Annotated in this window: 13 protein-coding genes; 7 read left to right on the top strand and 6 right to left on the bottom strand. The window is 42.3% G+C overall.

Annotated features, from left to right (window positions below):
- Positions 1-57: 57 nt before the first annotated feature.
- Together QUB80_RS02190 and QUB80_RS02185 are read right to left on the bottom strand one after the other, a co-directional pair.
- The gene (locus tag QUB80_RS02190) at positions 58-336 is read right to left on the bottom strand and encodes a hypothetical protein (RefSeq protein ID WP_289787848.1); all 279 of its coding nucleotides are present in this window, start codon (positions 334-336) and stop codon (positions 58-60) included.
- 23 nt (positions 337-359) lie between these two features.
- Complete coding sequence (locus tag QUB80_RS02185; protein WP_289787847.1) at positions 360-2,699, bottom strand: monovalent cation:proton antiporter family protein; 2,340 nt, start codon at positions 2,697-2,699, stop codon at positions 360-362.
- 222 nt (positions 2,700-2,921) lie between these two features.
- Between QUB80_RS02185 and QUB80_RS02180 the strand changes: the two genes are divergently transcribed.
- On the top strand, positions 2,922-3,071 hold the full coding sequence (locus tag QUB80_RS02180; protein WP_289787846.1) for a hypothetical protein: 150 nt from the start codon (positions 2,922-2,924) through the stop codon (positions 3,069-3,071).
- A gap of 213 nt (positions 3,072-3,284) precedes the next feature.
- Here the strand turns inward: QUB80_RS02180 and QUB80_RS02175 are convergent, their stop codons facing one another.
- A complete protein-coding gene (locus QUB80_RS02175; RefSeq protein WP_289787845.1) occupies positions 3,285-3,557 on the bottom strand; it encodes a hypothetical protein in 273 nt (90 codons plus the stop codon).
- 850 nt (positions 3,558-4,407) lie between these two features.
- Here QUB80_RS02175 and QUB80_RS02170 point away from each other — a divergent pair.
- Together QUB80_RS02170 and QUB80_RS02165 are read left to right on the top strand one after the other, a co-directional pair.
- The gene (locus QUB80_RS02170; protein WP_289787844.1) at positions 4,408-5,343 is read left to right on the top strand and encodes a M23 family metallopeptidase; all 936 of its coding nucleotides are present in this window, start codon (positions 4,408-4,410) and stop codon (positions 5,341-5,343) included.
- Between the two features lie 95 nt (positions 5,344-5,438).
- Positions 5,439-5,984 (top strand): late competence development ComFB family protein, encoded by a 546-nt coding sequence (locus tag QUB80_RS02165; protein ID WP_289787843.1) that lies wholly within the window; start codon positions 5,439-5,441, stop codon positions 5,982-5,984.
- Here the strand turns inward: QUB80_RS02165 and QUB80_RS02160 are convergent.
- On the bottom strand, positions 5,981-6,211 hold the full coding sequence (locus QUB80_RS02160; protein ID WP_289787842.1) for a hypothetical protein: 231 nt from the start codon (positions 6,209-6,211) through the stop codon (positions 5,981-5,983). The genes QUB80_RS02165 and QUB80_RS02160 overlap by 4 nt on opposite strands.
- A 75-nt stretch (positions 6,212-6,286) precedes the next feature.
- Positions 6,287-6,955 carry a L,D-transpeptidase gene (locus QUB80_RS02155; protein ID WP_289787841.1) on the bottom strand — a complete coding sequence of 223 codons (669 nt, stop codon included), beginning with the start codon at positions 6,953-6,955 and terminating at the stop codon, positions 6,287-6,289.
- Positions 6,956-7,289: 334 nt separating this feature from the next.
- Between QUB80_RS02155 and QUB80_RS02150 the strand changes: the two genes are divergently transcribed.
- From QUB80_RS02150 to QUB80_RS02140, 3 genes are all read left to right on the top strand, one after another.
- Positions 7,290-7,448, top strand: a complete 159-nt coding sequence (locus tag QUB80_RS02150) for a QAALIT motif small membrane protein (protein WP_289787840.1) — start codon at positions 7,290-7,292, stop codon at positions 7,446-7,448.
- 378 nt (positions 7,449-7,826) lie between these two features.
- Entirely contained in the window at positions 7,827-8,483 is a 657-nt protein-coding gene (gene sigG / locus QUB80_RS02145) for an RNA polymerase sigma factor SigG (protein WP_016878042.1), read from the top strand.
- Between the two features lie 159 nt (positions 8,484-8,642).
- The gene (locus tag QUB80_RS02140; RefSeq protein ID WP_289787839.1) at positions 8,643-9,257 is read left to right on the top strand and encodes an anti-sigma factor family protein; all 615 of its coding nucleotides are present in this window, start codon (positions 8,643-8,645) and stop codon (positions 9,255-9,257) included.
- Positions 9,258-9,385: 128 nt separating this feature from the next.
- Here the strand turns inward: QUB80_RS02140 and QUB80_RS02135 are convergent, their stop codons facing one another.
- Complete coding sequence (locus QUB80_RS02135; protein WP_289787838.1) at positions 9,386-9,817, bottom strand: gamma-glutamylcyclotransferase family protein; 432 nt, start codon at positions 9,815-9,817, stop codon at positions 9,386-9,388.
- A 44-nt stretch (positions 9,818-9,861) separates the two neighbouring features.
- Between QUB80_RS02135 and leuS the strand changes: the two genes are divergently transcribed.
- Positions 9,862-12,477 carry a leucine--tRNA ligase gene (gene leuS, locus QUB80_RS02130; protein WP_289787837.1) on the top strand — a complete coding sequence of 872 codons (2,616 nt, stop codon included), beginning with the start codon at positions 9,862-9,864 and terminating at the stop codon, positions 12,475-12,477.
- The last annotated feature ends 455 nt before the right edge of the window (positions 12,478-12,932 follow it).

The following is a 12,932-nucleotide window of genomic DNA, read 5'->3' as shown; positions in this document are numbered from 1 at the left end:
TGAGGTGCGTACACCAAGGCAGGGAACAGGTAACGGGGAACAGAACAATTAATTACCTTACTTCCCTTCTGCCCTCTGACTTGAAAGAGGGGTAGGGGAGCCAGTGCGGTGAAGCAGCCCACCACCAAAGGCGGTTCCCGGCAATGGGGGACTGCTGTACGCTCTTGGCGTTCCCTCCGGGTACCCGGAGGGTAGACGGGTTTCCCAGCATAAAGGAGCCAGCGCGCCCTTGCGGGTTAAGCGCGTTGTAGCGACTGGCGTCACCTGGCGTGTATAAGGGTTTGGGGGTGTAAGAGAAAAAACCTTTTTCATCTTTGGTGATGAAACAAGTTTCATCACGACTGCCTTCTTAAAAATTACTAATCCCACACACTATCCGTAGGTAAATATTCTTTCAGAGCATCCGCTTCAGAAGCTTTGACTACTGGGATAGATAGTGGTTGTTCAGTTTTTGGTGTAAGCAGCTGTTCTAGTTGATTGAGACTTTGCAAGCTACCGCACAATAGTAATTGATCGCGGACTTGCAAGCTGATTTTGCCATCTGGAAAGCGGATAAACTTGCCATCTCGTCGGATTGCCTGCACCTGTACACCCAATTGTTGGAAGATATCCAAATCTGCTAGGTGTTTACCAAGCACAGGACAATCAGCATTGAGTGTCACCCACTGACAAGCGCTGTTGTCTGTGGGAACAGCTGCTCTACCCAAGGCAAATTCATTTAAAGCAGCGAGTTCCTCGTCAGAACCCACCACTAACAGGCGATCGCCTTTTTCTAACTTAGTACCAGTACTGGGATAATCTATTTCTTCGCCATTCGTGCGGCGAATAGCCATCAAGCTTACCCCTGTTAAATAACGCATATCCGCTTCTTCTAAACTCATGCCAGTCAAGGGCGATCCATCTGGGAGAGGATACCAACGGCTGTTCAAATCTTGAGTAGCTTGGCGCAGGTGGCGAGAAACTTGAGAGGCTGACTGTTCTGGTTGCAAATCGAGATAATGGCGATTGCGGATTTGTTGCATTTCTCGTTGCACCACAGTATTTGAGAATCCGACAACAGTTAAAATGTAGGTTGCCATTTCCAAACTGGCTTCAAACTCTGGTTGTACGACTTCCCGCGCCCCTAATTGGTAAAGTACTTCAATATTTTTATCGTTAATGGCACGAACAACTACATCTAGTTCGGGAGATAATTCTAAGGCGCGTTTGAGGCTAAGACGAATACTCATTGGATCGGGAAGTGCGATCGCCATTCCTTTGGCTTGATTGACACCAGCAGTTTCTAGAACGTGAAAACTCACGCAATTTCCGTAAACATAAGGTACACCAGCTTCGCGCAACTGCTGAATTCTGCTTTCAGATTGGTCTATCACCACCACAGGTAGGTTATGCTGCTGTAACAACTTGACTAAGTTCTTACCTACTCGCCCATAGCCGCAGACTACCACATGATCCTTGATTGGGAGTTCGTCAGAAACTTCTAGCGGCTTGCCTTCCCCACTTAAATAGGGCTTCAGCCAAGGCATTGATTCAGCCCAGTCAAATACGATTGGTACCAATCGCAGTACAAAAGGGGTAAGTACTAATGTTACTGCTGTTGTTCCTAAAATCATTAAATATATTTGTCGAGAAACTAATCCTAGTGCTTGTCCCTCACTAGCAAGCACAAAGGAAAATTCCCCAATTTGAGCCAATCCAAAGCCAGTAATTAATGCTGTTTTGAGAGGATAGCGGAATAACTTTACTAATGGCGTAATAATTAAAAATTTACCAATAAATACGAGTGCTACTAGCCCCAGAATCAATTCCAGATGATTCCACAAAAATAGTGGATCGATTAACATCCCAATCGAGGCAAAGAATAAACTGGCAAATATGTCTCGTAGAGGTTCCACATAAGTCAGAGTTTGATCGGCATACTCGACTTCCGAAATCATCAAACCCGCGACAAATGCCCCCATTTCAATCGACAGCCCTAAATACTCTGTCAGGAGGGCAATTCCCAAACACAGTGCCACCACCCCCAATAAAAATAACTCTCGGCTTTCCGTACGGGCTAGCAATCGCAACAAAGGTGGAATCAGCCACTTACCAGCAATCACCGCACCCGCAGCAAATAAACTAATTCGAGCTAAAGCTGTCAGAACTGCAATTCCAATTGCTTCTCCTGGTTGATGCAGAGCTGGCAAGACAGCAAGCATTAGCCCCAAGGCTAAATCCTGCACCACTAGAATACCTAGCATTACCTGTCCGTGCGGCGTTTCCGTTTCATTGCGCTCCATCAAGCACTTGAGCACAACCGCCGTCGAAGACAAAGATAAAATCGCCCCTAAAAACACGCCCTTAGCTGGTAAGGCTCCCCAAGCTCCCGTTACCCCACATACCAAAACAGTAACTAGAATTGTTAGGGTAATCTGTAAACCACCGCCACCAAGAGCGATCGCTTGGACTTTTTTGAGTTCCGCAAAGGAGAACTCTACTCCTAGAGCAAATAATAGAAAGGCAACGCCGAACTGTGCTAGAGTCTCAACTTGAATTAATTCTTTAATAAGTCCCAAACCGGCAGGACCAATCACCATACCACCGATTAGATACCCAAGTAAAACAGGTTGTCTTAAAAGTGCTGCCAGCAATCCTCCACAGGCTGCAACGGCTAGAACTGATACTAAATCGACTATTAACCTAAAATCTTCTTGCACAAGTTTTTCAAAGAAATATTAAGACCTATTAACTTCAGCATACAGTTGATTGTAACAACGTATTTTTGAGAGTTATAGCCCTTTTCTTTGTCAAGTTACTCGCCAAGTGATTATTTGCTTGGTTCAGAAGTATGAATTTATACTTTATATAAAGAATATTTTTAGTATATTCAAAAACGCCCACAGGCTGGAAGCCTAGACGGCAGTTGCTACAACGGGGGGTTGGGGGGAGATCCCCAAGGGCGCACTGCCACCCTTACGGGAAGCCCTACCCTTCGGGAACGTCTTCGACGAACAGGTTCGGGGGTTCGCAATCGTGACGGGAACCGCCAAGACTGCGACCCCCTCACCGCCTTTGGCGTCTACGACTAGACAAACAAAGCCCACTGAGGTGGGCTAAAATCCTTGCAGTCTGCGGAGGCAGCCTTCGTTCTTATAGCGACACCCTTCTAGGGTGTTGGATTTTTGTGAAGGTATTGATATTAATACTATTTTGTCTTTTGATGTTTAATACCAAATTACCATTACTAATATTTTTTAAATCTGTAGAGACATACCAGGCACGTCTCTACAAAAATTTAAACTTTAAAGAGAGTCGTAAAGCTTTCGTACATTAGGAGTTGCTTGTTCGATCAGACGTTGATACAACTGATTGGCTTCGCGATCGTTCTCACTGGATGAAGCTAGTTGACAAGCTCTGGTTAATGCAGCTTCCAAAGTTGCAGCCCATATAGCCATATTTTCTAGCGTTACTAAAACATCATCTGTACTCAAGCTACCTGAGGTACTCTTAATTCGTGTCATCCATGCTTTCAAATTACTGAGGTTGTTTTCAAATGAACTTTGGGATTCTGACATTTAGATTTTACCTATTATCTAACTCATTAGAAATTTATATAATGTGCTTGCAGGTTGATTGCTAACGCTACACTGCCACTTAATCCAATTTTTGTCGCATACTACTATATAATTAAGCAGTAGATTTATCTATAAAAATCAGCAAGATAGTATAAAAAATTATCAGATAGACTATCTGACGATTGTTAAGATAACACACATATTGCTTTTCGCACACAACAATTTAATCACCTCCGTATTCAATCTTTATACCAATTTAAAAAATAATTGCAACAGATGGATTTACCCAACCCGGATAAAGAAGGCGATTTCCAATTCCATTTTCCAAAATAGTATCAGGCAGGTCATTAGGTTAAACTGACTCCTTGACAATTTATTAGCTTTGACAATTTTATGTATATCAAGATGAACCGAGAATTTTTCAAGCAAATCTCTTAGTTTGGATCAGGTATTTATATAATTATGAGTATGAGAATATGACTTTTATTAGTAATTTATTCTTATTCTCATCAACTACTGACAAACAAATTTGCTCCTGATTGATGATGAGAAATAAAAGGGTATTTTTGGGTAAACCTATATTCAGATTTAATACTCAGAGCCACTACAAATCGATAATTATAAAAGACAAACAATTTTGTCCTTTGGAATTTGAGTAATGCTACTGAATATAAGAAAAAACTATTAGGTATGCAAAAAAATAAATAATAATTTAATTTTTTATAAAAATATAGAAAACTTTGCAAAAATTCAATTTTTGAATCAGCACAGTGCAGTTGAGGAACTAATATACAATGCTTTAATCTGTTTTTGAGCAGTAAAATTTTGATTTGTTTAAGCTTATTTCTATATGACTACCGAAAATCGTGCTAGTAATTCAGGCAATCATTTACTAGATTCAGTTGTGCCAAACGCGAAAAGCAAATATCTTGCAAAAATTGTCATAGGCGGGATATTTGCCGCTTTTCCTGTCGCTTTAGCATTACCTGCATATGCTTTACAAGTAAAGATAAATCCCTCTAATCCAAAGTTGGGAGATACGCTATCGGTTTTTATTAATGTAGATAATTCAGGATCTAGTTCTAATCCAAAAGTTACAACCGGAAATAAAACTTACCCAGCTTTTGAAGTTGCTCCCAATCAGTATAGAGCTTTTATTCCCACAACGCCTTTAGAAAAGCCTGGAACCAGAACAATTCAAGTGTCAGGAGATGGTAAAGTACAAAACTTATCGGTACTGGTACAGAATCGTAAATTCCCTGTACAACGTATTACTTTACCCCCTGGTAAAGCAGGAGTAAAAGCTACAGAGTACGAACTCAAACGTGTAGCGGAATTTAAAGCCTTACAAACACCAAAAAAATATTGGAATGGGATGTTTGGCAAACCAAATGCAGGTAGAATTACGACAATCTATGGTGTACGTCGCTACTATAATGGTAAATTTGCAAATGATTACTACCATCGTGGCGTTGACTACGCTGGTGCCGCAGGTTCGCCTGTTGTTGCCCCGGCTGCTGGACGAGTCGCTTTGGTAGGAAAAGTATCCCAAGGTTTCCGGGTTCATGGTAACGTTGTTGGCGTCGATCACGGTCAAGGAGTGACAAGTATTTTTATGCACTTGAGCCGCATTAATGTCAAAGAAGGTGATTTTGTGAAACCCGGTCAATTGATTGGTACTGTGGGTTCCACAGGTGCTTCTACAGGTCCCCATTTACACTGGGGATTATATGTAAATGGCCAATCTGTTGATCCTGTACCCTGGCGATATAAAGAATTTAAGTAGTAAATTTTTGTTTATGTTCTGCTCGTAATTGGGCAGAATAAATTGGATCGGTACCGTCCCTACCTCGCTTGGGTGGCTTATAAAAGATGAGCGTTATGAGTATAGAAAAAATTGTAGAACAAGCTCTCCAGGATGGTTATCTTACACCAGCAATGGAAGCAGAAGTCGGGCGCATTTGTGATAACGCTAGTGAACTCTCCATCGAAGAGTACATGGCACTGGATCGGTTGATGGGAGCACTATTAACTGGTGAGGTGGTGGCGGTACCACGCAAACAGTTTATTAACGTGATGGAAGAATTGGTACTGACAGAGGCGATCGCTCGTGTAGCTGAAATTGAAGCTACTAGTGACAGTTCGCTGGATGTTGGAGATATTGCCGCTTACGCCCTCAACCGCCTACCGCCTTTGTATGCGACGACGGAAGAAGGTGCTAACTATCAACGTCAACGCGCTCAAGCAGAACTTGAGGAATTGATTGCCCAGCAAGTAAGTGAGGCGATCGCTCGTTACCTAGATCGACCAAATTTCTTCCCAGAACGGCAAGCATTAGGTAAAAACACCGGGAACGAAATTCTGCGCCAAGTTAGCACTTTACTCCAAGTCTATGCACCTAATTTTGAGCAAAAATCACACTCTTAGGTAGTTTGTAGAAAATAAGGCAGAGGGCAGATGGCAGGAGGTGAGGCAGCCCTCGTCTTGGACGCCACTTGACGCCAGGTGCTACAACGGGGGGAACCCTCCGAAGTCGCCACCCTACCTTCGGAACCCCTCCGGGCGTCTACAACGGGGGGAACCGAACCCCCGCACGGCGCTTCTCTTTGCAACGCGCTGGCTCCTCTGCCTCCAGCATAGCTGCCTTTCTTCATCTAAGATTACTGAATTCTAAGTCCATATCCTGAATTCTTGATTTTAAAAATTAATAATCATTAATAAACCAGCAACTAATTCCGTACTTCTACTGGTGTCCCTAAATCTACCTGTTTGTATAATAAGCGAACATCAGGATTACGCATACGTAAGCAGCCATGAGACACAGCAGAACCAACTAGCTCGTCATCTGGAGTACCGTGAAACCCAATTTGATTGCGTCCATCTGACCAAAAACCAATCCATCTATCTCCAAGGGGACTGTCAGCTCCTGCTGGAAATACTTTGCCCGTGATCGGATGACGCCAGGCAGGGTTGAGGCGCTTTTGCGAAATCTCGAAAGTACCTGTAGGTGTTTCCCAACCTTTTTTACCAATACCGGTTGGATAACTGGCAATCACCTGACCAAGACGGTAAACATAAACGCGGCGATCGCTTAAATCAACTACTACTTTTGTCTGGGGAGTAGAAGCAGGAAATAAGGGAGCCTTTGGAGTTGAAACTTTAGCCAAGAGTGACTTTATAGGGTGAGAGGCATTAACTTTGCCTGTGTCATTCGGCATCAAGCTCCTTGGCATCTTAACATCTGCTGCTCTGGCTGCACCACTTCCCTGAGTTTCTGAACTAGTAGAAGGTGTCATAGAAGCAGAAATGTGCCAATGGACAGCAAGAGACAAAATTGCTGTGCCAAAACAGAGCAGCATTGCTATACGCGCTACAGATTCATTTCTTGCCATCACCATCGTTCTATATTCTCCAAACTACTCTGTGAACTGAGCAATCTGCTAACACTTTTACCTAAGATACTCTACCTTTTAGGAAAAAGGTGTGCGCGTTGTGTATTTACAGATAGCTGACGCTGAAAACTTTTTTAGATTGCCTGGTTATCCGATTACCAAAAATTTACAAACTTTTATCAGTTCCATCATCTATTTGTTTCTACTCGTGGGCAAACTAGGGCTATACAGATTTTTGCCAACCTCTAGATTTGAAAGATCCAGGTGAAATTAGTCATTCTCCTGGAACCCAACAGGTGCAGCATTCAATCATTAGTATGGTGTGGGCGGGAGAAAGACCATGTTGGAAAAATTATTACTAGCAATAACAATCACATTTTCCCTCAATTTGTTTTTACAAGTTCGCATACCCAATCAACCTGATAGTGGTGCTAATTATCAACATCGACAAGAGCCATCATCAACTATTTTGGTCAGGTTGCCGCAAAAACAACAGTGATTTTTTTGACTCAGCTATAAGTAGAGCAATTCTTACCAACCGCTCTGCCATTGAGTCTAAGCTAAAAGTAAAGCACTTTTGTTAAAAAACCTCAAAATAGACTTGATTGTAAGTGACATAATGGTTCGGATACTAGAAAATTTTAACTTTGGGTTGTTGGTAACTACACTCTGTTGAGTACATCATCATTGCATTTTAGCCAAGAGTAATTAGTCAGTTACTATTAGTGGCACAGGTATAGGTAACGTTACTGTCTACTCTAAAGATGCATCTTGAAAAGTATACAGTGTTCCAGTCATAAATCCGTCACTTACACAAGGAACCTGCTTCAGTTAAGTATGTCTAATAGATAGGGATGATTTAAAGTCAGTACGATCTATGAGTCAGTCGATTACTGTATCCTGGTCAACGGTTGATGCAACACTTCCAGAAGCATTAGTGCAAGTTGACAAACTTTCTAACCACGACCTGATTTTGCGCTGTCAAGCAGGATTGCGTCCCGATCGTGCTGCTTTCGCAGAATTGTTGCGCCGCTATCAATCCCAAGTAGATAGGGTTTTATACCATCTTGCTCCTGATTGGGCTGATAGAGCCGATTTGGCTCAAGAAGTGTGGATTCGAGTGTATAGAAATATTAACCGATTGCAAGAACCGTCTAAATTTCGGGGCTGGTTAAGTCGCATTGCTACCAACTTGTTTTACGACGAGCTGCGTAAACGCAAGCGAGTTGTTAGTCCCTTATCGCTAGATGCTCCCCGTTCGGTGGATGATGGTGAAATGGATTGGGAAATTGCGGGAGACACTCCTGGCCCAGAGGAAGAGTTGACAACTAGAGAGTTTTACGAACAATTGCGAGAAGCGATCGCTGATTTGCCAGAAGTATTTCGTACCACCATTGTTCTAAGAGAAATTGAGGGCATGGCATATGAAGAAATAGCTGAAATTACAGGAGTTTCTTTAGGGACAGTAAAATCAAGAATAGCCAGAGCCAGAGCTAGATTGCAAACTCAGTTGCAAAACTATTTAGATACCTAAGTTTAATTTACGTATCCTCAGGTTTATGGCAAAATTTTATATTTGATTAAGATTTTTAAAGAAAGTGCAGAGAACCTTGGCCAGCAGGAGAAAGAATGATTAATTTCATTAAGTTTGTTCACTCTGTCTACCCGTGCGTGAATTGGTAATAATGTTAAGATGACTACTGATTATCACTTTAACGACCATTCTTGTTTGCAATTCAATGATTTGCCAGACAAGAAGGAAAAGCATACCAATGATTTAGCGGGTGCTATGGATATGGTGAAGCGCGATCGCTTCGAGTTATTGAGTGCTTATCTCGATGGAGAGGTAACAGCAGCAGAACGCAAGCAAGTAGAACAATTGCTGGCAAATGATGCAGATGTTCAACGCTTGTATGACAGACTCTTAAAGCTGCGTCAAGGGTTGCGGACTATGCCACTACCACAGTCTCAGCAGCCTTTAGAGAAAACAGTTCAGCAAGTGATGGGTCGTTTGCACCGCCGGGAGCAAAGAGCCTGGGTGTTAGGAGGTACTGCCATAGCTGCTACTATCATCGGTGCTATATCTGGCCTAGTACCGGGTAGTAAACTGACTGCGCCACAATTGGCTATCAAACCATCAGTAGAACAAACACAACCAAATCCTGAGCCTATTGCTGTTGCACCATTAATGCTGGCTATAAACAACCCGATTATGGCTATTCCTAAAGCAGCAGAAACTTCTCCGGAACATCCAGTCAATCAACAGAAGCAATTTAAATTAGGGGATCTGGAAAACAATTACAATTGAGTATGCAAACGGTGAGGAGTTAAAAATTTTGAATCAAGAATTATGAAACGCTATGGATTTCATAATTCTTAACAGATCGAAAAAATTTATATAGAGACGCTTATATTAACTTATATTAAAAAGCGTCTCTATTTGTAATTATTACTCCAGCAGCCATCAGGTAGAAAAGTTCCTCCTAAGTTGCTAACCAGTTCTGGTGTCATTAAGTATACCCAAACCCAACCAAGCGATCGCCCTTGTAGATCGTATATTTTTATTTGCTGGCGATTATATAAATTTTCGGAAGTAGATCTAGCAGGATAGTAATCTTCGAGTTCGTCTAATTCAGCTAACACATCCACAGAAGAAAATTCCAGTAAATATCCGTAGACTGGCCTATGGCCTAGCGTCATTGCTGGATAGCCTACTGGCAAAGCAAATAATTTACCTAATGCAAAAGCTTCAGTAGCATTTATAACTTTACCTTCGCAGTAGCTTTTATAGTTTGCTTCACCTGGTTTAAGGGTGCCGTAGACAAATACTCGTAACAATCCAGACAAGTTTTTTTTGAATTCAGTCATTGCCTTTTTTATCCAACTTAATTCCTGTGCTTACCATCTAAAATATGGAGGCAGACAAGATTACAGATCCAGTAGGAGAATTTTTGGTGGATTCCCGATATAACCCAGCATCGATTGAGGAAAAATGGCAAACAAAATGGGCTGAACTCGGCTTAGATAAAACTCCCACAGATATAAATCAGCCCAAATATTATGCCCTGTCAATGTTTCCCTATCCATCGGGCAGCCTACATATGGGGCACGTCCGTAATTACACAATTACTGATGTAATTGCCCGTCTCAAGCGTATGCAAGGGTATCGGGTACTGCATCCGATGGGTTGGGATGCCTTTGGCTTGCCCGCAGAAAACGCTGCTATTGATCGGGGTGTGCCGCCAACAAAATGGACATATCAAAATATCGAGCAGATGCGGCAGCAATTACAGCGCCTTGGTTTGTCCATAGATTGGAACTGTGAAGTTGCTACTTGTTCGCCAGATTATTACAAGTGGACGCAGTGGATTTTCTTGCAATTTTACCAAGCGGGTTTAGCTTATCAAAAAGAGGCAGCAGTCAACTGGGATCCTATTGATCAAACTGTATTGGCAAATGAACAAGTTGACAGTGAAGGACGTTCCTGGCGCAGTGGTGCCAAAGTCGAACGGAAATTATTGCGGCAGTGGTTTTTTAAGATTACCGACTATGCCGAAGAATTATTGAATGACTTGGACAAGTTGCCAGGATGGCCAGAACGTGTGAAATTAATGCAAGCTAACTGGATTGGCAAATCCACAGGCGCTTACTTGGAATTTCCCATTGTTGGCAGATCAGAAAAAATCGGTGTCTATACTACACGTCCGGATACAGTTTACGGTGTTAGCTATGTCGTGTTAGCACCAGAACACCCTTTAACAAAGCTGGTAACAACACCCGAACAGCAAGCACCAGTAGAAGCCTTTGTACAAGAAGTTACCAACGAAAGTGAGTTGGAACGTACTGCTGAAGATAAGCCAAAGAGGGGTATTCCGACGGGTGGTAAGGCAACTAATCCATTTACAGGTGAAGAAATTCCGATCTGGATTGCTGACTACGTGCTGTATGAGTATGGTACTGGTGCAGTTATGGGCGTACCTGCCCACGATGCGCGGGATTTCAAGTTTGCTAAAGAACAGAATTTGCCAATTAAGGTAGTAATTGTACCTGAAGGCGGCGATACAGGTGTATCGTTGACAGAAGCATACACTGATCCAGGAATGATGGTGAATTCTAGCCAGTTTAACGGTATAAGTTCCACTGATGGCAAAAAAGCAGTTGTGGAATATGCCGAAAAACAAGGCTTTGGCAAAGAACGAGTACAGTATCGCCTGCGGGATTGGTTGATTTCACGGCAGCGTTACTGGGGCGCACCCATCCCCATTATTCACTGTCCTAACTGTGGTGCAGTGCCAGTTCCAGATCAAGATTTGCCTGTGAAGTTGCCAGAAGATGTGGAATTTACTGGACGTGGTGGCTCACCTTTGGCTAACTTGGAAAGCTGGGTAAATGTACTTTGCCCTACTTGCGGTACGCCAGCCAAGCGGGAAACTGACACGATGGATACATTTATTGATTCCTCATGGTATTTCTTGCGCTTTACTGATGCTAAGAATGAACAGCAGGTTTTCGAGCCTGGCAAAGTAAACGACTGGATGCCCGTAGATCAATACGTAGGTGGAATCGAACACGCGATTTTGCATCTGTTGTATTCGCGGTTCTTTACTAAAGTATTGCGCGATAGAGGTTTGTTGAACTTTGATGAACCCTTCCAACGCCTATTGACTCAAGGCATGGTGCAAGGTTTAACTTACTTCAATCCCAATAAATCTGGTAAAGATAAATGGGTTCCTTCTCATTTAGTCGATCCTGCCAATCCCCGTGATCCCCACACTGGTGAACCACTAGAACGCATTTACGCCACTATGTCCAAGTCTAAGGGTAATGGTGTGGCACCAGAAGACGTAATTGCCAAATATGGTGTAGACACAGCTCGAATGTTTATTCTGTTTAAAGCACCACCAGAAAAAGACTTGGAATGGGATGAAGCGGATGTAGAAGGGCAATTCCGCTTTTTGAACCGAGTTTGGCGCTTGCTAACTGAGTTTATTGCTGTTGGTAGTAACGCTATTAATAGCGTTACTACGAGCAAATTGACAAAAGTCGAGAAAGACTTGCGACGAGCGATTCACATTGCTATCAAAGAAGTCAGTGAAGACGTAGAAGATGAATATCAATTCAACACCGCTATTTCTGAATTGATGAAATTAAGTAATGCCCTCAATGATGCCACTTGCAAAGATTCATCAGTCTATGCAGAAGGGATTGGGACTTTAGTCGTTTTATTGGCACCTTTTGCACCCCATATTGCCGATGAACTTTGGCATTTATTGGGCAATAATAACTCAGTTCACACTGCAAGCTGGCCTAAATACGATCCAGCAGCATTGGTTGCCGATGAAATCACCTTGGTAATTCAGATTATGGGTAAGACTCGCGGTGCGATTCAAGTTCCCGCTCAAGCAGACAAAGTTGAGTTAGAGAAGTATGCCCGTGAATCTGATGTTGGTCAACGTTATATTGAAGGCAAGGAGGTTAAAAAGGTGATTGTGGTGCCTGGTAAGCTGATTAACTTTGTCTTGGGCTGAGTGATGTGTGTCATTTGTTATTGGTTCAGAATTAATTGCAAATGACAGTCAACCAAAGAATCAAGTATAAATAAGTAATACGTAAATGCGCTTGAGAATTTTGCTAACTCAAGCGCATTTAGTATAAATATGAACCAATTCACTTGTTTGATGCAACATTTGAAGTTCGCAATAATCCTTTGTTTATAGTCTATCGCGAAAATAATTTGTGGCAAACATATGGTGAAGTGGTATCACTCCTTGCACAAAATCAAGAATATCTTTTCTGAGATAAAACGGGGACTTAGGTGAGTGACAGTTTCTGAACTGACACTAGTATAACCAAGCAACAAGTGTCTATCTCAGAAGTAAGATATATGGTTATCCTAGCTCAACCCTTAGTAAAAGACGGTATAAGAACTTGCCCATCTCCGTAGCAATATATTACTAAGCGTTTAAAGATTCTGAAGTAAGAT

It is taken from the genome of Chlorogloeopsis sp. ULAP01 (assembly GCF_030381805.1).
Lineage (GTDB): Bacteria > Cyanobacteriota > Cyanobacteriia > Cyanobacteriales > Nostocaceae > Chlorogloeopsis.
This window is presented reverse-complemented; position numbering and strand designations above follow the sequence as displayed.